Here is a 24,608-nt window from a genome sequence, read left to right as displayed (position 1 = left end):
TTACTTTTCCTCTGCAGACACATCGAACGCCAGCGGGTCTTGGCGTGCAAGCTCCCGACGCAGCCGTTTGGATTGGTACATGGCATGATCGGCCTGCTGCAACAGCTCAGCCGCGGTCAACCCCTGATCCGGATAGAGGGCTATGCCTATGCTGATGGCCGCCACCAGCTGGCGACCATCCCCCAGCACCACGGGGTCGGCCATGACCTGCTGGATGCGGGCTACTACATCCTGCACCTCGCTCTTTTGCAACACTGGGGTCAACAGGATGGCAAACTCGTCCCCCCCCAACCGACATACCAGATCCATCGGCCTGAGCTGATGTTGTACCCGTCTGGCCAAGGCGATCAACACGTCATCGCCGGCGGCATGGCCCAGGGTATCGTTAATCTGTTTGAAGCGATCACAATCGAGGTAGAGCAGCGCGAAACACTCCTCGTACAAGCGCCCCGTGGTCACAGCTTGATCCAGACGAGCCTCGAAAAGAGCACGATTGGGCAGGCCGGTCAAGGCATCGTGGGTCGCCCGGTGCAGCAGGCTGGCGTTCTCTCTCTGCTGATGAGCCTGCCAGGCTTCCAGTTCATCGAGCAGGGAGTTGAAGTCCTGACCAAGCTCGTGCAGCTCGGCGATATGCGCCTCGGGGACCCGCATGGCCAGAATGCGCTGACGCCTGACACTGTGAGCCACCTGCGCCAACTCCTTGAGTGGCACCGTGAGGGAGTTTTGCATCCAGCGCGCCACGTAGAGCGCCCCCAGCGTACTGAGGATGAGACAGACCAGCATGGCCATCAGTGTCTGCAGCAGAAACCGCAGCAGATACTGGCCGTGGCCAACCAGATGGATGCGGGCTATCTCCACCCCACCCCGCATCATGGGCTGATCGACCGGGCCCGGCAGTATCAGCCTTGCCAGATACTGCTCCAGCCCCGACCAGGGGGTGGTCATGGCCCGGCGCCAGCTTGCCAGCAGCTGCCCCGAAGGCAGATATATGCTGGCCTGCGCCACATCCTCATGGGTGACTATGGCTTGCAACGCATCCTTGGCGGCCTCTTCGTCATGGAACACCACCGCCGCTTCACTGGTGTAACTGATAGCGCGCGCCACCAGATCCAGGTTGTGATCCGCGTAGAGACGCAAGGCCAGCAGTGCGATACCGGTCAACAGCACACCGGCCATACAGACAGCGGTCAGGGACGTAACCATATGGGTGCGCCCCAGACTCTGTCGCAAGGTTAGCCGCTGAGTCCGTGGACGAAAGAGCCCTATCATGGTGTCCCCTCATCCGCCTTGGCCAGCTTCAGCACGGCAGGATGCACCCGCACCCCGCTCCTGGCAAGGGCATCCAGATTGACCCGGAACCGAACGCGATCCAGCCCGACCTGCAGGCAAAACACGGCGTCGACAACACACTCGGCGCTCTGCTCGCTGATGCTGAGGATCGGGCGATCCTGCAATCGCTGAAACAGGGACAGCCGCCGCTCCGGCGCCAATATTCCCAGGTAGAGTACGTCACAGCGCTGCCCCAGCGCCTCATCATCCACGTCGTAGCGACGGACGCTGACCGGCCGGCCATTGGCTTGCTGCTTGATGGAAAAAAGGGCGGCTGTATATTCCGTCGGCGCCGTGATGCACAGGCGCAACTCAGCAGGCTCGCTCGGCCAGCGGGTGTAGCTCAGAATGTCGAGGACTGTCTGGCGTACCTGTTCGGCACGCAGCTCGGCAGAGGTGAGTGGAACAGGCTCGGTGGCGAGCGCCAGCGAACAGATCAGCGGCGTCAACCACGCCAGGATTCGAACCGGTAGAAGAGAGTGCATCATGCCTGCGCTTATGCCCACGCCAGCACCCGCGAAGGCCTGGCGCCCACGAAGGGTGAGCCGGAGTGGAGGAGTATTGCGTTTATCAGCACCATGACAAGGCACCGCCAACAGAACAAGCAGGTACGTCACTCAATGTCGCAATCGTGGCAGGGGCGCACCCTGGTGTGAGCCCCGCGATCCCATCTGTATTCATCTGCTTACTTCTTGCTGATCCCGTATTCGCGCAGCTTGTTGGCGATGGCGGTGTGCGACACCCCCAGCCGTTTGGCAAGCTGACGGGTGGAGGGGAAAGCCGGATAGAGCCGCTCCAACAGTCGGCTCTCAAAGCGTTTCACGGCTTCGTCCAGTCCCCCTTCGAACCACTCGTCGATGAGCGGCATGGCATCGGCGGCCACCGGCAGATCGACGTGCTCCGGACCTATCTCGTCCCCTTCCAGCAATGTCATGGCCCGGTAGAGGCAGTTGCGCAGCTGGCGCACGTTACCGGGCCAGCGGTAGGCGGTCAGGTACTCGGCCATGTTGCGGGTAAAGCGCGGGCGCGGGCGCTGTAATTCGCTGGCGAAGCGGGAGACGAACTGCTGGGCCAGCGCCATGATGTCCGCCTTGCGCTCGCGCAGGGGCGGCAACGCCAGACTCAGCACGTTGAGGCGATAGTAAAGATCTTCGCGGAACTTGCCGTCGTGCACCAGATCCAGCAGCTGCTTCTGGGTGGTGCAGATGAAGCGCACATTGACCTTCACCTCCTGCTCGTCTCCCACCCGACGGAACACCCCGTCCTGCAACACCCGCAGGAACTTGGTCTGCAGATGGGGAGACATGTCGCCGATCTCGTCCAGCATCAGGGTGCCGCCGCTGGCCAGCTCCAGCACGCCACGCTTGCCTTCGGTGTTGTTGCCAAAGGCGCCCGGAGCGTAGCCAAACAACTCGCTCTCGGCCACGTTGTCAGGCATGGCGGCGCAGTTGAGGGCCATGAAGGGGTGGCTGGAGCGCAGGCTGGCGCCGTGACAGGCACGGGCCAGCAGCTCCTTGCCGGTGCCGGTCTCGCCGACGATGAGCAGCGGCGCATCCTGCATCGCCAGCTTGCTCGCCTCCACCAGCACCTGCTTCATCTTCTGGCTCTCCGCCTGCAGGTGCTCAAAGCCCCCCACTTCCACCGCGTGCAGCGCGCTGAAGTGCATGCCGACCCGACGGGCAGATTTGAGTACCACGACTGCGCCAGCCAGGGCCTGACGACCCTTCTCTTCGGCCACAAACAGTGGCATCAGGTCCGCCAGATACTCTTCGCCATTGAAGCTGAGCTTGCAGGTCTGTGGCTTGATCTCGCTCGCCTCCAGCCAGCGGCTAAAGGAGAAACCCTTGACCAGGGAGCCCAGGGCCATGCCGCGTATCTCTTCCACCGGCAGGGCCAGGGTGGTGAGGGCGGACTGGTTGGCCTGGGTCACCTTGCCCTTGGCATCGAGGGAGAAGACCAGATCCGGCAGCGCCTTGAGCAGGGCTTCAATCTCGTGGTGCTCGCGCTCGGAGGGCATGTAGGGGATGGTCTTGACGTCATAGACGCCGGGAATACGGCGGATCTCCGGCATCAGATGCTGGAAATCACGAAACTCCAGCTCGGGAAAGTTGAGATAGATGATGCCTGAGGTATCGATTTCGATGCCGCGCAGATCGATGTTGTGCTCCACCAGACGGTCGAGCAGTTCCCGGGTCAGGCCCAGGCGGTCTTCACAGCTGACTTCAAGACGCATTCGGGACACACTTCCTAGCTAACTCTATGAATGACCGGATAATACAGACTCGATCCCGCCAGTGCGAGCGCCAGCCCATAAAAATGCGGGCCCGCCCCGCTTTCGCCGGACAGGCCCGAGTCACTGGATGGGGCTTATTTGTGCAGCGGATCGCTGAGCAACTGGTCGGTGCGCGCTGCCATGATGAAGTCGTTGCGGTGTAACCCGCCTATCTTGTGGGTCCACCAGCTGACGGTCACCTTGCCCCATTCGGTCAGGATCGCCGGATGGTGACACTCCGCCTCCGCCAGTTCCCCCAGGCAGTTGGTGAAGGCCAGTGCCTCCTTGAAGTTGCGAAAGGGGAATTCGCGCCTCAGCTGCAACTCCCCGTTCACCACCAGCGGCTGCCAGTCGGGGATAAGCCGCATCAGCTCGGCGAGTTCCTGTTCGCTGACCTTGGGGGCATCGGCGCGGCACGCTTCACACTGCTGGCTTGCCAGTTCGGACATGGGTTTCTCCTTGTTCATCAATGGGGATCGGATAACAAAATAGGTCTGGTCAAATCAGCTCGCCTGTTTATCACCCGCGGGGGCAAAACGGGGCGGACGCAGCCCCAACCGGCGGGCATCGGACACCATGGCCATGATGTCCTGCTCAGCCAGACGGTAGAGTTCGGCCAGCTCGGGCAACACGAAATAGGTGGGCTGCATGATGTCGATGCGATACGGAGTACGCAGCACTTCTATGGGATCGAAGGGTTGCAGCACAGGCTGGCCACCGAGGGCATAGGCGGTCTCACCGATAGAGGAGAGAATGCCACCGCCGTATATGCGCAGCCCAGCAGGGGTATTGAGCAGGCCGAACTCCACTGTGAACCAGTAGAGGCGTGCCAGAAAGACTCGATCCTCCTTGCTCGCCTGCAGGCCCAGCTGGCCATAGACATGGGTGAAGTGAGCGAAGGCGGGATTGGTCAGCATGGCGCAATGGCCGAAGATCTCGTGAAAGATGTCGGGCTCTTGCAGATAGTCGAGCTCGTCCCGGCGGCGAATGAAGGTGGCCACCGGAAACTGGCGGTTGGCCAGCAGGGCAAAGAAGCGATCGAACGAGATAAGCGCAGGCACGGCGGCCACCGACCAGCCGGTAGCGGGTTGCAACACGGCGTTGATCTGGGCCAGCTGGGGAATGCGATCACGGGGCAGATTGAGGCGGGTCAAGCCAGCCAGATAGTCGTCACACGCCTTGCCTTCGAGCGCCGCGAGCTGACGTTCGATCAGGATCTGCCAGGTTCCGTGCTCCTCATCCGTGTAATGGATAAGGCCCTGAGGGTCCGGCTGGTGTGCGGTGTAGAGACTGGCCATGAAGGGTTCCATCCTGTGTGCCCGCCCGGTAACCCAAGCAGCGGCGACTCACGTTTGACTGATGGGATCACTGTAACGGTTTGTCCCTTAAAAAAGCAGCCGACCCCGGGGTCGGCTGCTGCTGACAATTGTAAATAATTTGTGACAACCACAATCAAGGCACGGCCCGTCACCCCTTGTTGAGATACCCCGCCAGCTGGCCGATGAGCCGCTTGCGCAGCTCCCCGAGCTTGGGTTTCTCGTCACCGCACCAGGGCAGCGGGCGGCACGCCTCTATGGTGCGCAACCCGAGTCTGGCGGTGAGCAGTCCCGCTCCCACCCCTTGTGCGGCGCGGGCGGAGAGCTTGGCTGCGAGCTCGGCCCCCAGCAAGTCCATGCCCACCTCGGTCACCAGCTCGGTGGCACCGGCGTAGAGCATGTTGCGAAACACCTGACGAATGAGGCGAATGCGGCTCCAGTAACCGAGCTCGATGGCATAGACGTCGGCGATATCCTCGATCATCCGCAAGTTGCGCCACAGCATGAGCATCATGTCGACGGTGGCAAGGGGACTCAGGGCCACCAGCACAGCGGCCTCCCCCGACCATTTGGCCACCCGGGCCTGGGCCAGCTTGTCCCGCTCGGTCAGCACCAGCTGACTGTAGAGCGTCAGCACTTCCCGATCGCTGTGACTCTCGTCAAGCTGGTTCAGCCAACGTTGGTAACCCTCCCGTCCCTTGTCACCGCTCTTCTCGGCGAGTACCTCGCAAAAAGCCTGTCCCTGCCCGACGCCCTGACGGGCCAGCAAATCGTCGGCGCGCGAGCGCACATCCTGGCGCCGCTGGAGGGTGCGCAGCCGCAGCCACTCTCGCCCCACCATGCCTGCCGTGCCCACGGCCACCAGACCGGAGGCCAGCAACCAGGCGCTGCCCCAGAGCGGGGTGGTGAGCAACTGATCGTAGAGAAAAACACCATATTGCCCCAAAGAGAGCAGGCCAACCGCCCCCAGTCCCCAGCCGAGCAGCCGGTGCCGCCGGCGCGGCTTGATGGTAAGCGCAGGCTCCACCTCAGTGAAATCATCCAGCTCATCGAGGCGCTCGAAGCTTTCTTCCTCCAAGCGCTGGGCCGGCGCTGGCGGTCGCTCGTCGCTTGCCACCGTCAAGGCGGGCTCCAGGATCACCTTGCCCTGCAGCGGCGCCGGTTCGGCCACCGTCGGTTTTGTCTGATCGTTCATCTTGTTGCTTGTTCCTCCACGCACCTGTGCAGCCATGCCTTACCTGCCTGCATTGCCGCACAACCTAGGTTATTCGAGGTGATCCCCGAGCAGAAACTCCAGCGCCGCATCGAGCCGGATATGAGGCAGCGCCTGATGGGCACTCATCGCTAAGGGGCGAAACGCCTGAAAATCAAAGCCCTGATTGTTCTCCCCCTGTTTATTCCACCATTGCGCAGGCGGAATATGGGGCGGCACTTCCCCCGGGAACAGCAGCAGCGGCTCGCCCGCGAGGCTGGTGCCGCGGATGGCGGGGAACTCGCGGCCATTGGCCACTCCCTTGCCCACCTCGGTCGCCTTGATGGCCGCGAGCGCCAGACACTCGGTGGTTATCCCCTCAAAACACGCCTGACCCCGGCCACTGCGCACCAGATGCTGGAGCAGGGAGACCATGGGCGCGTGCTGCTCGGGGGTGACGTGATCCGCCTTGCTCGCCACAAACAGCAGCTTGTCGATACGCGGCGAGAAGAGCCGGCGCCACCAGTTGCTCTTGCCGTAGGCGAAGCTCTCCATGATGCGGGCGATGGCTTGCTGCATGTCGCCAAAGCTGGCCGCGCCCGCGTTGAGGGGCTGCAGACAATCCACCAGCACGATCTGGCGATCAAACCCCGCAAAGTGCTGCTCATAAAAGCCCTGCACCAGGTGCTGTTTGTACTGCTCGAAGCGCTGCTTGAGGGTGGCGTAAAGGGTGCCTTCGGCGGGCTCACCAATCGGCGGCTGCCACACCCAGGGAACAAATTGCAGCATGGGGGCACCGGCATACTCCCCTGGCAATACGAAACGGCCGGGCTGGATCAGGTGTAACCCGAGATCCCGTTTGCAAGCGTGCAGATAGGCGGTATAGCGCTCGGCCAGCTGGGCGACCGGTCGCTCTTCAAAAGGCTGCGCCGCTTGCCACTCGGGGGTCAGCCAGCTGGCGGCGAGTGCTTGCAGCTCGGGGCGGCGCAGTTGATCGCGCACCTGCTCGCTCCACTGCTCGTAACTCATCTCTAGCAGCGGCAAGTCGAGCAGCCACTCCCCCGGGTAATCCACCAGATCCACATAGAGGGTGGAGATCTCCCCCAAATGCTTGCGCAGCGGATGGCGGGTGCGATAACGAATTTCGAGGCGCACCTCGGCCACCCCGCGGGTAGGCTCGGGCCAGGCGGGCGGATCCCCGAACAGGGCGTCGAGACCGCGCTCGTAGGCGAAGGTGGGAATATGGGCGTTTTGTTGCGGCACCCGGCGGGCACCCAGGATCCGCCCCTGGCGCAGGGCATCCCACAACGGCAAGCGGCCATCGATGGCCGCGTGTTCAAGCTGGTTGACCAGCGCCGTGATAAACGCCGTCTTGCCACTGCGAGAGAGGCCGGTCACCGCCAGCCGCAGATGGCGATCCCGTACCCGGTTCACCACGTCTGTGGCCCTGTGCTGCAAGAGCGACCACTTTTGTTCCAGTGTGTTGCGTATCAAGGCTTGTTCAATCCCTCAATTCATTCATCGGTTTCAGGTGCGCCGTCAGCTATGTCGAGTCGTCGGATCCCGTTCAAGGCAGGGCCTCGCTCAATCGGCGAGGCCAGGGATCACAGCTTGCTGAACTCCCGCTGCAGGGTGAACTCCTTGGAGGTCACCAGCTTCTCGATGCGCTGCAATCTGGGCTCCAGGGTGTCAAGCTCCTGTGCGATACGGTCCAATGCCTGATGCGGGGTGACACCGGCCTGCCAGCTACGCGCCTTCATCCGCACTTCGGCAAACTCTCCCTCTTCTTTTTCATAGAGAGTGACCGGCCGCTTGTCGAGCAGAAACCAGGCGGCAATGTAGGCAGTGAAGGTAATGAAACCGGCGAAGATGAGGCCGGTGATGGCCAGCAATCGCACGATCCAGGGCTCCACGCCGAAGTAGTCGGCAAGGCCGGCGCAGACGCCCGCTATCTTGCCCTGCTGAGGGTCACGATAAAGATTGCGCCCCTCCCGATTCGATGGACTCATACCTTGTTCCTCCAGCCCGGCACTTCCGCGTCCAGAATCGACTCCAGCGAGCCGACCCGCTCCTGCATCTTCTCGGCACGGGCCAGCAACCCTTGCAGCTGCTCTCGCTCGCTATCGGCGAGACCGGCGCCAATCCGTCCCTTGGCACGGTAGTGCAGCACCAGCCAGATGGGGGCCACCACGACCATGAAGACCACCATGGGAACCATCAATACGCCCAGCAGATTTTCCATCAGTTACTCCCCTTGTTTGCCTTCACGTTTGCTTTCACTCTGGCCCAGCTTCTGGCGCATCGCTTCCAGCTCTTTGCTGATCTGGTCGTCGACTTCCAGCTCGGCAAACTGCTGGGCCAGCGCCTTGTCGGATTGCCCCAGATCGGCGCGGGCTTCCATTTCGTCGATACGTCGTTCCATGCGCTCAAACTTGCTGACCACGGCCTGGCTCTCGCCACGGGCGACCTGGCTCTGCACGTTGAGACGGCTGCTGGCGGCTTCGGTGCGAATCGTCATCGCCTTTTGACGACTACGGGCATCTTCCAGCTTGGCTTCCAGCTGACGTATTTCGTCACCCAGCTTGTCGATGCCACTGTCCACCGCCTGCTGCTCGCGATAGAGCGTCTCGGCCAGTTCGGTCTGCTTCTTTTTCTCGATCAACGCGGCGCGGGCCAGATCTTCACGGCCCCTGGTCAGCGCCAGTTCAGCCTTGCCCTGCCATTCGTCAACCCGCTCCTGATGGCGGCTGACCTGACGACCGATCTCTTTCTGGCTGGCGAGGAAGCGGGCCAGATTGGAGCGCTCCTTCACCAGCTCGTCTTCCATCTCCTGGATGATCAGGCGCACCATCTTCTGGGGATCTTCAGCCTTGTCGAGCAGGGCCGTCAGGTTGGAATTGATGATGTCGGCCAGACGGGAAAAAATACTCATGATAGAACTCCTGTGATTGGCATGCGTTGTTTCTCCATTGACAATGGCAACTTGTGTGCCAATCTGGAACGAAATTTAACTTGTTGATTTATATGGGGAGGATACGTGGAGTTTCAAGGCCCCCTGTACAAGTAATGATAATAATCACCAACTTTTGGTAAGATTGACCAGCTTTTACAACTGACAGGGATCACTATGACCACGGCCACGGAAAGCCTGTTGGGGGAATCCAACGCATTCCTCGAGATCATTGAGCAAGCCTCACGCCTCGCCCCACTGCGCAAACCCGTGTTGATCATCGGCGAGCGAGGGACCGGCAAGGAGCTCATCGCCCATCGCCTACATTATCTCTCGGCGCGCTGGGATCAAAGCTTTGTCACCATCAACTGCGCTACCCTGAGCGAAAACCTGCTGGAGACCGAGCTGTTTGGACACGAGGCGGGATCCTTCACCGGCGCAGCCAAGCGCCATCAGGGCCGCTTCGAGCGCGCCGATGGCGGCACCCTTTTCCTCGACGAGCTGGCCACCACCAGCGCCCGGGTGCAGGAGAAGCTGCTGCGGGTCATCGAATACGGCGAGTTTGAGCGGGTGGGTGGAGCCAAGGCACTCAAGGTAGATGTGCGGCTGGTGTGTGCCACCAACGAGGATCTGCCGGCACTGGCCGACAGAGGGGACTTTCGCCACGATCTGCTGGACAGGCTGGCCTTTGATGTCATTACCCTGCCCCCCTTGCGGGAGCGACGCGAAGATATACTGATGCTGGCGGCACACTTCGCCCACGGCATGACCCGGGAGCTGGGCTATCCGTTGTTTGCCGGTTTCTCCCGCAAGGCGACCCAGCTACTGCTGGATTACCCCTGGCCCGGCAACGTGCGGGAGTTGAAAAACGTGGTGGAGCGCAGCATCTACCGCCAGGGTAATCCCCAGTTGCCGCTGTCCGAACTGGTGATCAACCCCTTTGATTCCCCCTGGCGCCCCCGTTCCCGGGCAAGTCTGGCCGCAACCATCGATGAGCCCATCCAGGCGTCCGTCTCCGCCCCTTCCCTCCTGCCGCTGGATCTCAAACAGGCGGTGGCGGAGTACGAGATTAATTTACTCAAGCAAGCCATGCAGCAATCCCAGTATAATCAGCGCAAAGCCGCTCAATTGCTGGCGCTGAGCTATCACCAGTTTCGCGGCATGCTGCGCAAATACCAGCTGCTGGACAGTGACAGCGATGCAGATTAAGACCCAGGGCAGCCAGGTTCAGACCGACTCCCGCAACTCGCCAGCCACGCTGGCACATTCGTATAAAAACATGGTTCTACAATGAGAATGTTCAAACCCTTGCTGCTTGGATTGCTGGTGCTGGTTACCGGTTGTCAGAAACAAGACGACGCGTCCAGAACGGGACTCATCTATTGTACGGAAGGCTCGCCCCAGACCTTTAATCCCCAGATATCCAACTCCGGAGTCACCTTGGATGCCAGCTCGCGCACCCTCTACGATCGCCTGCTGGAGGTAAACCCCAACACCCTGGCGCTGGAACCTGCGCTGGCCACCGACTGGCACATCAGCGAGGATGGTCTCACCTACACACTGACCCTGCGCAAGGGGGTGACCTTTCACCATACCCCCTGGTTCAAACCCAGTCGCACCCTCCATGCCGACGATGTGGTCTTTACCTATGCGCGCCAGCTCGATGAACAGCACCCCTATCACAACGTCTCCGGCGGCGAGTATCCCTATTTCTACAGCCTGGGGCTGGATCAGCTGATCAAGCGGGTCCACAAGAAGGGACCCGGGCAGGTCGTGTTCGAGCTGAATCGACCGGATGCTTCCTTCCTCGCCACCCTGGCCAGCGACTACGCCATCGTGCTCTCCGCCGAATATGCCAGTCAGATGCAACAAGCTGGCACCCCGGCCCTGCTCGACAGCCGTCCCATCGGCACAGGGCCATTCAGTTTCAAGGAGTATCGTCACAACGAGTTCATCCGCTATTTGCGCCATCCCGGTTACTGGGGCGGCGAGGCCAAAATAGAGCAGCTCATCTACGACATCACCCCCAAGTCATCCAAACGACTGGCCAAGCTGTTGACCGGCGAGTGCGACGTGATGAGCACCCCTGCTGCCAGCCAGCTCTCGGTGATTAAGCAAAAACCTGAGCTGAGCCTCTCGGTGCAATCGGGCATGAACGTCGCCTTCCTGGCCCTCAACACCCGCAAGCCGCCGTTCAACAAGGTGCAAGTGCGTCAGGCCATCGCCAGCGCCATCAACATAGACAACCTGCTGCAGGCGGTCTATTTCGAGACGGGCCAGGCCGCCAACAGCCTGCTGCCCCCCCTCTCCTGGGGCTACAATCCCTCCCTGCCGATGCGCAAACCGGATCTGCAGCGGGCGCGTCAGCTGCTCAAGGAGGCGGGGTTCGAACAGGGGTTCGAGATGCAAGTGCTGGTGCAGCCAGGCTCACGCCCCTACAACCCGGACGCCCTCAAAACAGCTCAGCTGATACGAAACGATCTGGCCAGGATAGGCATCAAGCTGAAAATTGTGCAGCAGGAGTGGCCCATCACCCAGGCCCGCCTCGCCAAAGGCCAATATGACAGCCTGCTCTCTGGCTGGATTGCCGACAACGCCGATCCGGACAACTTCTTTCGCCCCTTGCTGAGCTGCGCCGCCGTCGAGCGCGGCAATAACTACAGTCGCTGGTGCAGCCCGGCCTTCGATCAGCTGCTGGACGATGCGGTCACCACGCCCCAGCTGGCGTTCCGGCTGCGCAACTACTATTACGCCCAAACCCTGCTCAACGAGCAGGTGCCACTCATTCCGCTGGCCCATGCCCTGCGCACCTTGGCCAGTCGCAGCGACATTCAGGGGCTCTCCCTGATGCCCTTTGGCGGCACCGTCTTCAACCAAGCCCACAGGGAGTAAGCATGTTTCTCTATATACTGCGTCGCATCAACCTGCTGCTCATTACCCTGCTGGCGCTGACCTTCGTCGTCTACCTGCTGGACGTTCGCCTCATCGGTCAGCAAGCCAGTTTCTGGAGCGGTTATCCCGATTTCCTGCGCCGCATTCTGGATGGGGATCTGGGGCTTTCCAGCGTTTCAGGCCAGCCGGTGCTGGAAGAGATCCGTCACTACTTCCCGGCCACCCTGATCCTCTGCATGGCAGCCTTTGCCATCTCGCTGCTGGTGGGTATTCCGCTCGGTACCCTGGCCGCGCTCTATCAGGGCAAGCCGCTGGATCTCTCCATCATGACCGCCGGCCTCATCGGTTATGCGGTGCCCGTCTTCTGGCTGGCGCTGCTGGTGGTGATGTTCTTCTCGCTGGAGCTGGGCTGGCTACCCGCTTCGGGCCAGATCAGCCTGCTCTATGACGTGCCCTCCATCACCGGCATCGCTGTGTTTGACGTGCTGATGAGCAACGAGCCCTGGCGCCAGGCGGCGCTGCACGATGCCCTTCTCCACCTGATCCTGCCCTCGCTGGTGCTGGCGGTAGTGCCCACCACAGAGGTGATCCGCCACGTGCGCAGTTCACTGATCGACGTCATGAAGCAAAACTACATCAAGGCGGCGACGAGCCGGGGTCTCTCCAAGGCGCAGATCGTCTGGCGTCACGGCCTGAAAAATGCCCTGCCGCCGGTGCTGCCGCTGCTGGGTCTGCAACTGGGCAGCGTGCTCACCTCCGCCATGATCACAGAGGTCGTGTTCGAATGGCACGGGATAGGCCGCTGGCTCATCAACAGCATTGCCCTGCAGGATTACGCCGCCATCCGGGGCGCCACCCTGGTGGTCGCCGGCTTCGTCATCGTCATCAGCGTCAGCACCGAGCTGCTCACCACCCTCATCTATCCGGCGCGGCGTAAAGAACTCTATGCAAAACAAGACTAAACGCGCTCATGGCGTGACCCAGAGCCAGGTATCCTATGCAAGATAAATCAAACATCTATCCCGAGCTCAAGATCCTCTCGCCCCTTGAGCAGACGTGGGCCTCCTACAGCCGTAATCCGCTTGCCATGGCGGGGCTCTGGTGCTTTTTGCTGTTGCTGCTCATCACCCTGGTGGGGCCGCTGGTCGTTCCTTACGGCATCGATGAACAGCACACCGACAAGCTGCTGCTGGCCCCCTCCTGGGCGGCGACCGGCAATATCGACTACTTCCTCGGCACCGACGATCTGGGGCGCGACATCCTCTCCCGGCTGGTGGTGGGGGCACGGCTTACCTTCGGCAACGCCCTGCTGGTGGTGATGATTGCCATGGTGGTGGGCTCCGCCATCGGCATCCTGGGTGGCATGAGCAAGGGGCTGAAATCGAGCGTGCTGCACCACCTGCTCGATACCCTGCTCTCCATCCCCTCCCTGCTGCTGGCCATCATCATGGTCGCCATCCTGGGGCCGGGCCTGTTCAATACCCTGATAGCCATCACGCTGGCACTGATCCCCCCCTTCATCCGGGCGACCTACAACGCGGTTCACACCGAGATGCAGAAGGAGTACATCATCGCCAGCCGCCTCGACGGTTCGCCACCACTGCGGATCATGCGTCTGGCCATTTTGCCGAATATAGTCGAGACCCTGGTCGCCCAGACTACCCGCACCCTCTCTGCCGCCATTCTCGATATCTCGGCGGTGGGTTTTCTCGGCCTCGGCGCCCAGTCGCCCCAGCCGGAATGGGGCGCCATGCTGGCCGATTCGAGCGATCTCATCTATCTCGCCCCCTGGACCGTGACCCTGCCGGGCATGGCCATACTGTTCAGCGTGCTGGTCACAAACCTGGTTGGCGAAGGCATTCGTGAAGCGCTCAAAGAGGGGGACGACTGATGCGGTACTCTTTGCCGAAGATAGATAGGTTCACCATTGAACCCTGTTCATTCCTGTGCAGCGTGTGGGTCAACCATGCGCTGGCCGGTGAAAGCCCTCGTGAAGCGCTCAAAAAGGGGAATGCTTAATGCCCTTGCTAGATATTCGCAACCTGACCATCGAGATCGACACGCCCCAGGGCAAGGTCAAGGCGGTAGACAGGGTGAGCCTGACCCTGACCGAGGGGGAAATCCGCGGCCTGGTCGGTGAATCGGGCTCCGGCAAGAGTCTGGTGGCCAAAGTGATAGTCGGCATCCAGAAGGACAACTGGACGGTACGTGCCGACCGGATGCGCTTCAACGACATGGATCTGCTGACCATGGCCCCCAAGGATCGACGCCGGATCATGGGTCGCGAGATCGCCATGATCTTTCAGGACCCCATCAGCTGTCTGGACCCTTCCGAAGAGATAGGTTCCCAGCTGGAAGAGGCGATCCCGACCGATTCGTTCGAGGGTCAGTTCTGGCAGCGCTTCCAGTGGCGCAAGAAGAAGGCCATCGCCCTGCTGCACCGGGTCGGCGTCAAGGATCACCGCAAGGTGATGCGCGCCTATCCCCACGAACTGTCGGACGGCATGTGCCAGAAGGTGATGATCGCCATGGCCATTGCCAACAAGCCGCGTCTGCTGGTAGCCGATGAGCCCACCAGCGCCATGGAGTCCACGACCCACTCCCAGATCCTGCGGCTGCTGGACAAGATGAACAAGCTGGGCAACACCACCATCCTCATCATCAGCAACGACATCGCGGCCATCGCCAACCTGACCAACACCATCAACGTGATGTACTGCGGCCAGATGGTGGAAGTAGGCACCCGGGAGCAGATCCTGACCTCGCCCCATCACCCCTATACCGATGCCCTGCTCAAGTCCATTCCCGACTTTGACAAGCTGGTGCGCCACAAGTCACGGCTCGAAACCCTGCCCGGGGTGATACCGCCGCTACAGCACCTGCCCATCGGTTGCCGGCTCGGTCCCCGCTGCCCCTATGCCCAGAAACAGTGCGTACAGACGCCGCTGATGAGCAAGATCAAAGGGCACCAGTTCAGCTGCCACTTCCCGCTGAACATGGAAGAGCCGAAAAAATGAATTCAACACGTTATCAGCCCGTGGCCGCATGCTCTGCCACCAAGGAGCCAGGACAGTGATCGAACCCTCCCTGCTGCAGGTCAGAGGCCTTAGCAAGACCTATCAGAACCGCACCGGCCTGTTTCGGCGTCAGGCGGTCGAAGCCATCAAGCCGCTCTCGTTTGACCTTGAGGTCGGCCAGACCCTGGCCATCGTCGGCGAGGCCGGCTCCGGCAAGAGTACGCTGGCGCGGATCCTGGCGGGCATGATAGAACCCACCGCCGGCGAGATCGCCATCGAGGGTCAGACGCTGGTCCATGGCGACTATCAGACCCGCTGCAAGCTGCTGCGGATGATCTTCCAGGACCCCAACTCCTCTCTCAATCGCAAGATCCGGGTCGGCCAGATCCTGGAGACACCGCTGCGGCTCAACACAGAGATGAGCGACGAGGAGCGGCACGACAAGGTGGTACAGACCCTGCGCATGGTGGGCATGTTGCCGGATCACGCCCTCTTCTATCCGCAGATGCTCTCCGCCGGTCAACAGCAGCGGGTGGCGCTGGCCCGGGCACTCATTCTCAACCCCAAAATCGTGGTAGCCGATGAGGCACTCTCCACCCTGGACATCTCGGTACGCTCCCAGATCATCAACCTGCTGCTTGAGATGCAGGAAACCATGGGGCTGAGTTATGTACTGGTGGCCAACGATCTGGGGGTCGTGAGCCACATCAGTGACGAGGTGCTGGTGATGCACGAAGGACGGGTGGTGGAGCGTGGCAAGACGCTCAAGGTGTTCGCCGATCCCCAGCACGAGGTGACGCGCCGCCTGATCCAGAACTACAACAACGAATACCGCCGCTGATCCCCAGGCCGGAGCCGACCCTGGTACCGGCCACCCCTCTTCGTCATCTGCTTGAAAAAGCCTAAAAAAATCCCGGCTCAAGGGCCGGGAATTGCGCTCAAAAATGAATGCATCGCTCGTAGTAGGAACATGGCCATGGTAGGCCGCGCCTCTTACGTCAACCATTGTCAGATCTGACAGGCCGCCCGCTATGGAACCTGAACTGCGGATCCGGCGAGCAGATAAGCTCGGCTTCAATCCGGCCAAAGTAGGCGACCCGCTCACGGATATCCTCCCCCGCATACTGCTCGGCCAAGGCCAGATAGTCCTGATAGTGGCGCGCCTCCGAACGCAGCAGGGAGACATAGAAGCGACCCAGCTCCTCGTCCAGATGAGGCGCCAGCTTGGCAAAGCGCTCGCAGGAACGCGCCTCTATGTAGGCGCCGATGATCAACTTGTCGACTATGGTGGCAGGCTCGTGAGTGCGCACATGCTGCATCAGGTTGCGGGCATAGCGGGAGGCGGTCACGGGGCCATAGGGGATGTTGCGCGCAGCCATCAGCGCCAGTACCTGCTCGAAGTGGTGCAGCTCCTCCTGGATGAGCCGCACCATGGGAAACAGCAGCGGATTGCGTGCCAGCTCCTCGAACACGGTGCGATCAGACTCCCCCATGCTGCGCTTGCCCAGGATCTCGGCCTTCTCCGGGATGGCATCCAGCTCCCGATAAAATGCCAGCTTGGGCAACAGATGGCGCTTGCCCTTGGGTAGGCAGTAGCGCCGCACCAGGCTGTGGGCGGTGAGCGCAGCCTTGTTCTCGCAGTTCGCGTGATCGATGAGCAGGGTAGGCAGATGGGCGGGATCTCGCGCCATGGCCACCCACTCGTCCGGGGTCTCACACTGCAAAAACTGGTGCACGGGGGCTAGCAGGTCATCCATCTGAATTCTCGTCTGTTCTGGTTGATACGGCGGCGCGATAGGTGCGCGGCTGCCCATGCTAGCGGATCCCGCCGCCACTGCCCACACCCGGCGGTATAAGTGATTATTTTTACAGCAGATACCCCTCTGCTCCGCCGCCCAGACACGACAATGGGGGCCGAGGCCCCCATCTCATATCTTTCATGAACAACGAAAACGTTTAACTACCTTCGTTAAAAATTTCCAGGTTGCTGGTGCCTTCCTGCCACTCACGCACCGCCTTGTTGTCGTCGCTGCGCAAGGCATTCAGGTGGTCCAGATAAGATTGATCCACATCGGAGGTGACATAGTGACCGTTGAACACCGAGGTCTCGAAGTGACGCAGCTCGGGGTTGATCTCCCGCACCGCCTCTTCCAGATCTTCCAGATCCTGGAAAATCAGACCATCGGCACCGATCAGCTTGCACACCTCTTCCACTTCCCGACCGTGGGCGATCAGCTCGTTGGCAGTGGGCATGTCGATACCATAGACGTTGGGAAAGCGGATCTCCGGTGCCGCCGAGGCGAAGTAAACCTTGGCCGCCCCCGCTTCACGGGCCATCTGGATGATCTGCTCCGAGGTGGTGCCGCGCACGATGGAGTCATCCACCAACAACACCTTCTTGCCCTTGAATTCCGAGCTGATGGCATTGAGCTTGCGACGTACCGACTTCTTGCGCTGGGTCTGACCCGGCATGATGAAGGTACGGCCTATGTAGCGGTTCTTCACAAAGCCCTGACGGTAAGGCAGGTCGAGGGTATGAGCTATCTCCAGCGCCACATCACAGGAGGTCTCAGGGATGGGAATGACCACATCCACGTCCAGATCTTCCCACTCACGTGCAATCTTCTGGCCCAGCTTGCGACCCATGTTAAGGCGGGCGGCGTAGACGGAGACCTTGTCGATGCATGAATCGGGACGGGCGAAGTAGACGTATTCGAAGATGCAGGAGCTCATCTGCGGATTTTCCGCACACTGCTCGGAGAAGAGCTGTCCCTGCTCGGTGATGTAGATGGCTTCACCGGGGGCGACGTCACGTACCGTCTCGAAACCGATGGCGTCCAGCGCCACGCTCTCGGAGGCAAGCATGTACTCCACCTGGCCCTGCTCATCGGCCCGACGACCCAGGATCAGCGGACGAATGCCGTTGGGATCGCGAAACCCGATGAGACCGTGACCAATCACCAGCGAGACCACGGCATAGGCGCCGCGGATCTGCTGATGGGTCTTGCGCACCGCAGAGAAGATATCCTCCGGCCGCAGTGCCATCTTGTCGCACAGATCCAGTTCGTGGGCCAGCACGTTCAGCAGCACTTCCGAATCGGAGGTGGTGTTGATGTGGCGACGGGCCACCTTGAACTGCTGCTCCTTGAGATCCTTGGCATTGGTGAGGTTGCCGTTGTGGGCCAGCACCATGCCGTAGGGGGAGTTCACGTAAAAAGGTTGGGCTTCAGCGGCACTTGAGCTGCCTGCGGTGGGATATCTGACATGACCTATGCCGATGTTCCCTTGCAGACGCTGCATGTGACGCACTTCAAACACGTCCTTCACCAGGCCGTTGGCCTTACGTTGCCGGAAGTTTCCACTGTCTATGGTCACGATCCCGGCGGCATCCTGTCCCCTGTGTTGCAACACCGTCAAGGCGTCGTAGAGGGCCTGATTGACGGGGGTGGTGCCAACTATACCGACAATACCACACATGTCTTTGCTACCTCGAAGTCACTATACCTGTTTAAGATAACTGGACGAGTTCAACATGAACCCGAAAAACCACTGGATCACCGGTTTGAACTCGGGAACCAGTTTGGACACCACCCACCAGTCGCTCTGGGAGAGGCTGGTAAAGGTATCCATAAAAAACAGCAGGGCACTGACAACCAGTACCCCGCGAATGGCGCCAAAACAGATGCCGAGCACCCTATCCGTGCCTGACAGGCCGGTCTTTTCAACCAGCAGCCCCACCACGTAGTTCACCACGGCGCCCAGGATCAGGGTCGCCACGAACAGAGCGGCGATGGCCAGGCCGTTGCGCACCATGGGATCCGAGAAAGAGGTAAAATAGATGGCGAGATCGGGATAGAAATGGCTGGCGATGAAGAAGGCGATAAACCAGGTGACAAGCGACATGGCTTCCTTGACAAAGCCGCGCACCAGGCTGATGAGGGCGGAAAAGCCGATGATGCCGATGATGGCGTAATCAATCCAGACCATAGAGAAAAGTGTCCTGCGAAATTGCGGCGCAGTCTAACAAAAACGATTGCGGAATGCTTGGGAAAGTTTTGCTGCACCGCGCCTGCGGATAAAAACGGGCGCCTGTCTGGCGCCCTGTGGGAAGTCAACCACCGACCTGGTAGAAGGTAGCCGCACCGGGACCAACCGGCAAACCGAGCATGAATACCCAGACGTAGAAGAGCAGGCTCCAGCCCACCAGAAACACCAGCGTATAGGGCAACATGGTTGCAATCAGGGTGCCTATTCCCAGAGACTTCTGGTAACGCACCGCCACCGCCAGGATAAGTCCGAAATAACTCATCATGGGGGTGATGATATTGGTCACAGAGTCGCCTATCCGGTACGCCGCCTGTATCACCTCAGGGGAGTAGCCGATCAGCATCAACATGGGAACGAAAATGGGGGCCGTCACAGCCCACTGGGCGGATGCTGACCCAATCATCAGGTTGATAAAGGCACACATCAGAATGAAGCCGAAGAAGAGCCAGGGACCTGTCAGACCCAGAGATTGCAGCAGCTCGGCCCCCTTCACCGCAAACACGGTGCCAAAGTTGGTCCAGGAGAAGTAGGCAACGAACTGGGCAGCAAAGAACACCAGTACGATATACATCCCCATGGTGCCCATGCTGGTGGACATGGCTTTGATCACATCCTGATCGCTCTTCATGGTTCCCACCACCTTGCCATAGACGAAGCCGGGAATGGCGAAGAAGATGAAGATGAAGGCAACAATCCCGTGCAGGAAGGGGGAGCCTGCAATGGCACCCGTATCCGGATGACGCAGGATGCCATCTGCCGGTACCACCGTCAGGGCCAGCAGAGCACTCACTACCAGCACAGCCACCAGAGCAGACCAGAGCCCGCGCTTCTCCTGCACACTCAGAGGTTCAGCCTTCTGATCCAGCACCACGCTGGCGTCGCTGGGATCATACTTGCCGAGCTTGGGTTCCACTATCTTCTCTGTCACCCAGGCCCCCAACAAGGTAACCAGGAAGGTGCTGACAAACATGAAGTACCAGTTCACCTCGGGACCAACCACATAGGTGGGATCTATGATGCGAGCCGATATCTGGGTGATCCCGGCCAGCAGGGGGTCCACTGTACCGAGCAGCAGGTTAGCGGAATAGCCGCCTGACACGCCAGCAAACGCCGCAGCCAGACCGGCCAGGGGATGACGGCCCAATGAGTGGAATATCATGGCTGACAGCGGAATAAGCACCACATAGCCAAGTTCAGCGGCAGTGTTTGACATAATGCCGGCAAACACCACTGTGAGGGTGACCATGCGCCGTGATGCGCTCATCACCAGGCCACGCATGGCGGCACTGAGCAAGCCCGAGTGTTCGGCAATACCCACACCAAGCAGCGCAACCAGTACTGTACCCAACGGGGCGAAGCCGGTGAAGTTGGTCACCAGATTGGAGACGATACGCTGCAGACCATCGGCACTGAACAGGCTGATCACCGTGATCATGCCGTCGATGCTGCGACCCGGAGCGCCTTCCGGGCGAGGGTCAACCACACTCACCTCGAACCAGGCCGCCACACCGGAGGCCAGGATCAGCGTGAGGGAGAAGAGCGCAAACAAGGTGATAGGGTGTGGCAACAAATTGCCCAGCCACTCCACCCCATTGAGAAAACGGTTAAACAAACCGGGGCGAGCGGGCACCAATGGTGTCGTCCTCGACGTCATTCATTACTCCTTATTCATTTGAAACATGCCACCGGCCGGTGCAGCCGATATGTCTGCGCTTCTAATGAACGTAAGCAAGGACACAATACGCACCCTGATCACCGAACCGGAATCAATCCTCGATGAATTGACCGCGAGCCTTTTACCTTCCTCCAACTGAATACAACATGAACGCAAAGTTCTGAAACAAAAAAGCCATGGCGAACCATGGCTTTTAACATGAAGGCGACAGGATCAGCCTATGTGGGTCAGACCGCCCATGTAGGATTGCAGCGCTGCCGGGATGGCGATGCGGCCGTCGATCTGCTGGTAGTTCTCCATCACGGCCACCAGGGTGCGACCCACGGCCAGGCCGGAGCCATTCAGGGTGTGCAGCAGCTGGGGCTTACCGTCGATGCGGACGCGCGCCTGCATGCGGCGCGCCTGGAAATCGGTGCAGTTGGAGACAGAGGAGATCTCGCGGTAGGTGTTCTGGGCCGGCAGCCACACTTCCAGATCGTAGGTCTTGGCGGCGCAGAAGCCCATGTCACCGGTGGCCAGCGCCATCACGCGATACGGCAGCTCCAGCAGTTGCAGCACCTTCTCGGCGTGACCGGCCATCTCTTCCAGTGCTTCCCAGGATTTTTCCGGGTGAACCAGCTGCACCATCTCGACCTTGTCGAACTGGTGCATACGGATCAGACCGCGAGTGTCACGGCCATAAGAACCGGCTTCGGAGCGGAAGCAGGGGCTGTGGGCCGTCATCTTGATCGGCAGCTCCTGCTCATCAAAGATCTCGTCGCGGGCCATGTTGGTGAGCGGCACTTCGGAGGTCGGGATCAGGGAGAATTTGCGCAGCTTGCCCTCCTCTTCCCCTTCACCCTCGATACCGGTGTTGAACAGGTCTTCGGAGAACTTCGGCAGCTGACCTGTGCCATACAGGCTGTCCGGGTTCACCAGATAAGGCACATAGCACTCGGTGTAACCGTGCTGCAGGGTGTGCAGGTCCAGCATGAACTGCGCCAGGGCGCGGTGCAGGCGGGCAATCTGCCCCTTCATCACCACAAAGCGGGCACCGGAAATCTTGACGCCGTTCTTGAAATCCACGCCCTTGGCCGCTTCACCCAGATCGATGTGATCGCGTACCGGGAAATCGAACGCACGCGGCGTTCCCCAACGACGCACTTCCACGTTGTCGTCCTCATCGCGGCCCACCGGCGTGGTCTCGCTCGGCAGGTTGGGGATGGCGTCGGAGATGGATTTGAGATCGCGCAGCAGCACTTCGAGCTCAACCTTGCTGGTTTCAAGCTCGTCGTTAATCTTGGTCACGTCGGCCTTGAGCGGGGCCACATCCTCACCACGACGGGCAGCCTCACCGATGGACTTGGAGCGGGCGTTGCGCTCGGCCTGCAGCTCCTGGGTACGGGACTGCAGATCCTTGCGTTTCTCTTCCAGAGCATTGACAGCCGCTACGTCCAGAACGTAGCCACGTGTCGCCAGACGAGCGGCAGCTTCATCAATCTCGCTACGCAGATATTTGGGATCCAGCATGGTTTACCTACTTTTTTAAAATGGGATCTGGGCCTGGGTCATCATGACCGGGCGAGAGAACAGATCCAGAAGTTAACATCGGTTGGCGCACCCCTATCGTCTTCAGGATCGCGCCTTCAAAATCAGGCCTTCGAAATCAAGAAGATGGCGCAAGGCCGAGACAAGCGGGGTCAGAGGGCCAGTGTATCAGACCGCCCCCCCGCCCGAACAGGGACTATTTACGTCGTTTTCACGGAGCTCACCGGTCGGGAAGACTCGCGGATCCTCCCTCGAACCCCATTCCTGACCACAGAGGCAAACCGGTACCTGAACTGCCTCATTTGAACAAGTGCATTCACCGGCCACCCCTCTGCCAACCGGGCTGTTCGAGGCGCCAGCCTGCTACTTGCCCCTTTGTTGCGGGCTCTGCCGGTCCAGCTCATGGAGGTAGTCAAGCTTTTGGGCAATCTGCTTCTCAAGACCGCGATCCGTGGGCTGATAGTACTGCTTGCCTGCCAGCTCTGGCGGGAAGTAGCTCTCGCCGGCGGCGTAGGCCCCCGGCTCGTCGTGGGCATAACGATACTCGGCACCATAACCCAGTTCGCTCATCAGCTTGGTGGGTGCGTTGCGAAGATGCGGTGGCACCTCGAAGTCAGGCAGGTTTTTCGCATCGTTGAGCGCTGCCTTCCAGGCGGTGTAGACCGCATTGCTCTTGGGGGCGCAGGCGAGATAGACGATCGCCTGGGCGATGGCCCGCTCCCCTTCCGCCGGACCGATGCGATGGAAGCAGTCCCAGGCCGACAGGGCGACCTGCATGGCGCGCGGATCGGCGTTGCCCACATCTTCCGAAGCGATGGCCAGCAAGCGGCGGGCAATATAGAGGGGATCGCAGCCAGCGCTCACCATGCGGGCGTACCAGTAGAGCGCCGCATCCGGCGCCGAGCCGCGAATGGATTTGTGCACCGCCGAGATGAGGTCATAGAAGTGATCGCCCCCCTTGTCGAAGCGGGCCACATGCTCCCCCACCACGGCGGCGAGCAGGGCACTGTCGATCACCCGCGCCCCTGCGCTGTCGGTCTCTGCCATGTCGGCCAACAGCTCCAGATAGTTGAGGGATTTGCGCCCGTCCCCATCCACCGCCTTGGCCAGCGCCTCTTTGACGCCGGGGGCAAAGGTGAGCGCCGGATCATTGAGACCACGGGGGTCCTGCATCGCCTGCTCGATCATGGCGAGGATGTCATCCTCTCCCAACCGCTTGAGCAGATAGACCCGGGCCCGGGAGAGCAGTGCGTTGTTGAGTTCGAACGAGGGGTTTTCAGTGGTGGCACCGATAAAGGTGATGGTGCCATCTTCGATATGAGGCAGGAACACATCCTGCTGGCTCTTGTTGAAGCGGTGCACCTCATCCACGAACAGTATGGTGCGTACCCCGCGCCAGCTGTTCTCCTTCGCCTTGTCGATGGCGGCGCGGATCTCCTTGATGCCGGAGGTCACTGCCGAGAGTCGCTCCACTTCCGCCTGGCAGTAGTGCGCCATCAGCTCCGCCAGGGTGGTCTTGCCGGTGCCGGGAGGTCCCCACAGGATCATCGAGTGACAATGACCCGCCAGGATCGCTTTGCGCAGGGGCTTGTCAGCCCCCAGAATATGCTGCTGACCAATATACTGGTCTAGGTTTTGCGGCCGCATCCGGGCCGCCAGCGGGCGAAAGTCCGATGAGAAATCCAGCGACAAGTTACTCATCTGTATTGACCCCCAGCGTCACACCACTCGCCTTTGACTGGCGCAGTGGCGAGCAATCCAACGACCGCGTGCTCATCAGCGCTGGTCGTCCAGCGCGACCCCCTTCGGGATCTTGAAAACAAATTCGTTGCCCTTGAGCACCGGCTTGCGGTTGAAACTGCTCAGGGTGAATTCACTCCACTGCCCCTGCGCCTCTTTCACATCAAAGCGGCTGATGTTGTTGGCCCGATCGAAGGTAACGCGGAAAGAGGCGATCAGCTCATCCTTGTTGCGACTGGTGACGATGTAGACATCCCCCTCCTGAGTCACGTCATAGTTCTTCCAGAACTTGTCGTCATTACCGGCGATCAGAATAAAGGGAGTATTGAGGACCGCATCCTTGAGCTTGAGGACAGTGACCTGCTCGACGAAGGGGTCATAGATCCACACATCCTGACCGTCGGCCACGATCAGGCTTTCGTCCGGCGAGGTGGTGTGCCAGTTGAAGCGGTTCGGACGCTGCACCAGCAGATCGCCGCTGGCCTTTTGCAGCTCCTTGCCCTTGCTGTCATAGACGGTCTGGGCAAACTTGGCGGAGAAGAGGCTGACACCCGCCAGCTTCTGTTTGAGATCACTGGCCGCATCGGCCCACACCTGGCTGCTGGCCATCAGCAGCACGGTACCCATCAACAGTTGCTTTTTCATCACGAT

Annotated in this window: 23 protein-coding genes; 6 read left to right on the top strand and 17 right to left on the bottom strand. The window is 60.5% G+C overall.

Features of this window, described 5'->3' with window-relative positions:
- From WJM78_RS08470 to pspA, 10 genes are all read right to left on the bottom strand, one after another.
- A complete protein-coding gene (locus WJM78_RS08470) occupies positions 1-1,269 on the bottom strand; it encodes a diguanylate cyclase domain-containing protein (RefSeq protein ID WP_339015088.1) in 1,269 nt (422 codons plus the stop codon).
- On the bottom strand, positions 1,266-1,814 hold the full coding sequence (locus WJM78_RS08465) for a YfiR family protein (RefSeq protein WP_422388446.1): 549 nt from the start codon (positions 1,812-1,814) through the stop codon (positions 1,266-1,268). The genes WJM78_RS08470 and WJM78_RS08465 overlap by 4 nt, the downstream gene beginning before the upstream one ends.
- A 200-nt stretch (positions 1,815-2,014) precedes the next feature.
- A complete protein-coding gene (gene tyrR / locus WJM78_RS08460) occupies positions 2,015-3,562 on the bottom strand; it encodes a transcriptional regulator TyrR (RefSeq protein WP_042035446.1) in 1,548 nt (515 codons plus the stop codon).
- 134 nt (positions 3,563-3,696) lie between these two features.
- Positions 3,697-4,050 (bottom strand): 4a-hydroxytetrahydrobiopterin dehydratase, encoded by a 354-nt coding sequence (locus WJM78_RS08455; RefSeq protein WP_339015084.1) that lies wholly within the window; start codon positions 4,048-4,050, stop codon positions 3,697-3,699.
- A gap of 54 nt (positions 4,051-4,104) precedes the next feature.
- Positions 4,105-4,899, bottom strand: coding sequence for a phenylalanine 4-monooxygenase (phhA, locus tag WJM78_RS08450; RefSeq protein ID WP_212514710.1), 795 nt, complete (start codon positions 4,897-4,899; stop codon positions 4,105-4,107).
- A 169-nt stretch (positions 4,900-5,068) separates the two neighbouring features.
- The gene (locus tag WJM78_RS08445) at positions 5,069-6,112 is read right to left on the bottom strand and encodes a TIGR01620 family protein (RefSeq protein ID WP_339015082.1); all 1,044 of its coding nucleotides are present in this window, start codon (positions 6,110-6,112) and stop codon (positions 5,069-5,071) included.
- A gap of 69 nt (positions 6,113-6,181) precedes the next feature.
- The gene (locus tag WJM78_RS08440) at positions 6,182-7,603 is read right to left on the bottom strand and encodes a YcjX family protein (RefSeq protein ID WP_339015080.1); all 1,422 of its coding nucleotides are present in this window, start codon (positions 7,601-7,603) and stop codon (positions 6,182-6,184) included.
- 110 nt (positions 7,604-7,713) lie between these two features.
- Entirely contained in the window at positions 7,714-8,118 is a 405-nt protein-coding gene (gene pspC, locus WJM78_RS08435) for an envelope stress response membrane protein PspC (RefSeq protein WP_212514713.1), read from the bottom strand.
- Complete coding sequence (pspB, locus tag WJM78_RS08430; RefSeq protein ID WP_042035437.1) at positions 8,115-8,351, bottom strand: envelope stress response membrane protein PspB; 237 nt, start codon at positions 8,349-8,351, stop codon at positions 8,115-8,117. Before pspB ends, pspC begins: the two co-directional genes overlap by 4 nt.
- A gap of 3 nt (positions 8,352-8,354) precedes the next feature.
- Positions 8,355-9,041, bottom strand: a complete 687-nt coding sequence (gene pspA / locus WJM78_RS08425; RefSeq protein WP_042035435.1) for a phage shock protein PspA — start codon at positions 9,039-9,041, stop codon at positions 8,355-8,357.
- A 195-nt stretch (positions 9,042-9,236) separates the two neighbouring features.
- On the opposite strand from pspA, the gene pspF reads away from it, so the two are divergent.
- The 6 genes from pspF (at position 9,237) to WJM78_RS08395 (ending at position 15,809) form a co-directional block, all read left to right on the top strand.
- Entirely contained in the window at positions 9,237-10,268 is a 1,032-nt protein-coding gene (gene pspF, locus WJM78_RS08420) for a phage shock protein operon transcriptional activator (RefSeq protein ID WP_339015075.1), read from the top strand.
- 87 nt (positions 10,269-10,355) lie between these two features.
- A complete protein-coding gene (sapA, locus tag WJM78_RS08415; RefSeq protein WP_212514723.1) occupies positions 10,356-11,951 on the top strand; it encodes an ABC transporter substrate-binding protein SapA in 1,596 nt (531 codons plus the stop codon).
- Between the two features lie 2 nt (positions 11,952-11,953).
- Positions 11,954-12,913: an ABC transporter permease gene (locus WJM78_RS08410; RefSeq protein WP_042035426.1), complete on the top strand. Its 960-nt coding sequence runs from the start codon at positions 11,954-11,956 to the stop codon at positions 12,911-12,913.
- 35 nt (positions 12,914-12,948) lie between these two features.
- Positions 12,949-13,842 (top strand): ABC transporter permease subunit, encoded by an 894-nt coding sequence (locus WJM78_RS08405; protein ID WP_042035424.1) that lies wholly within the window; start codon positions 12,949-12,951, stop codon positions 13,840-13,842.
- Between the two features lie 127 nt (positions 13,843-13,969).
- On the top strand, positions 13,970-14,968 hold the full coding sequence (locus tag WJM78_RS08400) for an oligopeptide/dipeptide ABC transporter ATP-binding protein (RefSeq protein WP_339015073.1): 999 nt from the start codon (positions 13,970-13,972) through the stop codon (positions 14,966-14,968).
- A gap of 55 nt (positions 14,969-15,023) precedes the next feature.
- Complete coding sequence (locus tag WJM78_RS08395; protein WP_042035419.1) at positions 15,024-15,809, top strand: ATP-binding cassette domain-containing protein; 786 nt, start codon at positions 15,024-15,026, stop codon at positions 15,807-15,809.
- A 157-nt stretch (positions 15,810-15,966) separates the two neighbouring features.
- On the opposite strand, the gene miaE is transcribed toward WJM78_RS08395, so the two are convergent.
- From miaE to lolA, 7 genes are all read right to left on the bottom strand, one after another.
- On the bottom strand, positions 15,967-16,725 hold the full coding sequence (miaE, locus tag WJM78_RS08390; protein WP_108536729.1) for a tRNA isopentenyl-2-thiomethyl-A-37 hydroxylase MiaE: 759 nt from the start codon (positions 16,723-16,725) through the stop codon (positions 15,967-15,969).
- Between the two features lie 199 nt (positions 16,726-16,924).
- Positions 16,925-18,445 carry an amidophosphoribosyltransferase gene (gene purF / locus WJM78_RS08385; protein WP_042035416.1) on the bottom strand — a complete coding sequence of 507 codons (1,521 nt, stop codon included), beginning with the start codon at positions 18,443-18,445 and terminating at the stop codon, positions 16,925-16,927.
- A 21-nt stretch (positions 18,446-18,466) separates the two neighbouring features.
- Positions 18,467-18,955, bottom strand: a complete 489-nt coding sequence (locus WJM78_RS08380) for a CvpA family protein (RefSeq protein WP_042035415.1) — start codon at positions 18,953-18,955, stop codon at positions 18,467-18,469.
- 124 nt (positions 18,956-19,079) lie between these two features.
- Complete coding sequence (locus WJM78_RS08375; RefSeq protein WP_042035413.1) at positions 19,080-20,669, bottom strand: AbgT family transporter; 1,590 nt, start codon at positions 20,667-20,669, stop codon at positions 19,080-19,082.
- A 234-nt stretch (positions 20,670-20,903) separates the two neighbouring features.
- Positions 20,904-22,199, bottom strand: coding sequence for a serine--tRNA ligase (gene serS, locus WJM78_RS08370; RefSeq protein ID WP_042035411.1), 1,296 nt, complete (start codon positions 22,197-22,199; stop codon positions 20,904-20,906).
- Between the two features lie 381 nt (positions 22,200-22,580).
- The gene (locus tag WJM78_RS08365; protein WP_339015067.1) at positions 22,581-23,918 is read right to left on the bottom strand and encodes a replication-associated recombination protein A; all 1,338 of its coding nucleotides are present in this window, start codon (positions 23,916-23,918) and stop codon (positions 22,581-22,583) included.
- Positions 23,919-23,993: 75 nt separating this feature from the next.
- Positions 23,994-24,602, bottom strand: a complete 609-nt coding sequence (gene lolA, locus WJM78_RS08360; RefSeq protein ID WP_042035510.1) for an outer membrane lipoprotein chaperone LolA — start codon at positions 24,600-24,602, stop codon at positions 23,994-23,996.
- Positions 24,603-24,608: the final 6 nt, after the last annotated feature.

Origin of the sequence: Aeromonas popoffii (genome assembly GCF_037818705.1) — a bacterium.
Lineage (GTDB): Bacteria > Pseudomonadota > Gammaproteobacteria > Enterobacterales > Aeromonadaceae > Aeromonas > Aeromonas popoffii.
This window is presented reverse-complemented; position numbering and strand designations above follow the sequence as displayed.

What these genes read in the sequence shown, in the direction of transcription:
- WJM78_RS08470 (WP_339015088.1), bottom strand. Translation starts at nt 1,269, where the DNA reads ATGATAGGGCTCTTTCGTCCACGGACTCAGCGGCTAACCTTGCGACAG.
- WJM78_RS08465 (WP_422388446.1), bottom strand. Translation starts at nt 1,814, where the DNA reads ATGCACTCTCTTCTACCGGTTCGAATCCTGGCGTGGTTGACGCCGCTG.
- tyrR (WP_042035446.1), bottom strand. Translation starts at nt 3,562, where the DNA reads ATGCGTCTTGAAGTCAGCTGTGAAGACCGCCTGGGCCTGACCCGGGAA.
- WJM78_RS08455 (WP_339015084.1), bottom strand. Translation starts at nt 4,050, where the DNA reads ATGTCCGAACTGGCAAGCCAGCAGTGTGAAGCGTGCCGCGCCGATGCC.
- phhA (WP_212514710.1), bottom strand. Translation starts at nt 4,899, where the DNA reads ATGGCCAGTCTCTACACCGCACACCAGCCGGACCCTCAGGGCCTTATC.
- WJM78_RS08445 (WP_339015082.1), bottom strand. Translation starts at nt 6,112, where the DNA reads ATGAACGATCAGACAAAACCGACGGTGGCCGAACCGGCGCCGCTGCAG.
- pspC (WP_212514713.1), bottom strand. Translation starts at nt 8,118, where the DNA reads ATGAGTCCATCGAATCGGGAGGGGCGCAATCTTTATCGTGACCCTCAG.
- pspB (WP_042035437.1), bottom strand. Translation starts at nt 8,351, where the DNA reads ATGGAAAATCTGCTGGGCGTATTGATGGTTCCCATGGTGGTCTTCATG.
- pspA (WP_042035435.1), bottom strand. Translation starts at nt 9,041, where the DNA reads ATGAGTATTTTTTCCCGTCTGGCCGACATCATCAATTCCAACCTGACG.
- pspF (WP_339015075.1), top strand. Translation starts at nt 9,237, where the DNA reads ATGACCACGGCCACGGAAAGCCTGTTGGGGGAATCCAACGCATTCCTC.
- sapA (WP_212514723.1), top strand. Translation starts at nt 10,356, where the DNA reads ATGTTCAAACCCTTGCTGCTTGGATTGCTGGTGCTGGTTACCGGTTGT.
- WJM78_RS08410 (WP_042035426.1), top strand. Translation starts at nt 11,954, where the DNA reads ATGTTTCTCTATATACTGCGTCGCATCAACCTGCTGCTCATTACCCTG.
- WJM78_RS08405 (WP_042035424.1), top strand. Translation starts at nt 12,949, where the DNA reads ATGCAAGATAAATCAAACATCTATCCCGAGCTCAAGATCCTCTCGCCC.
- WJM78_RS08400 (WP_339015073.1), top strand. Translation starts at nt 13,970, where the DNA reads ATGCCCTTGCTAGATATTCGCAACCTGACCATCGAGATCGACACGCCC.
- miaE (WP_108536729.1), bottom strand. Translation starts at nt 16,725, where the DNA reads ATGGATGACCTGCTAGCCCCCGTGCACCAGTTTTTGCAGTGTGAGACC.
- purF (WP_042035416.1), bottom strand. Translation starts at nt 18,445, where the DNA reads ATGTGTGGTATTGTCGGTATAGTTGGCACCACCCCCGTCAATCAGGCC.
- WJM78_RS08380 (WP_042035415.1), bottom strand. Translation starts at nt 18,955, where the DNA reads ATGGTCTGGATTGATTACGCCATCATCGGCATCATCGGCTTTTCCGCC.
- WJM78_RS08375 (WP_042035413.1), bottom strand. Translation starts at nt 20,669, where the DNA reads ATGACGTCGAGGACGACACCATTGGTGCCCGCTCGCCCCGGTTTGTTT.
- serS (WP_042035411.1), bottom strand. Translation starts at nt 22,199, where the DNA reads ATGCTGGATCCCAAATATCTGCGTAGCGAGATTGATGAAGCTGCCGCT.
- WJM78_RS08365 (WP_339015067.1), bottom strand. Translation starts at nt 23,918, where the DNA reads ATGAGTAACTTGTCGCTGGATTTCTCATCGGACTTTCGCCCGCTGGCG.
- lolA (WP_042035510.1), bottom strand. Translation starts at nt 24,602, where the DNA reads ATGAAAAAGCAACTGTTGATGGGTACCGTGCTGCTGATGGCCAGCAGC.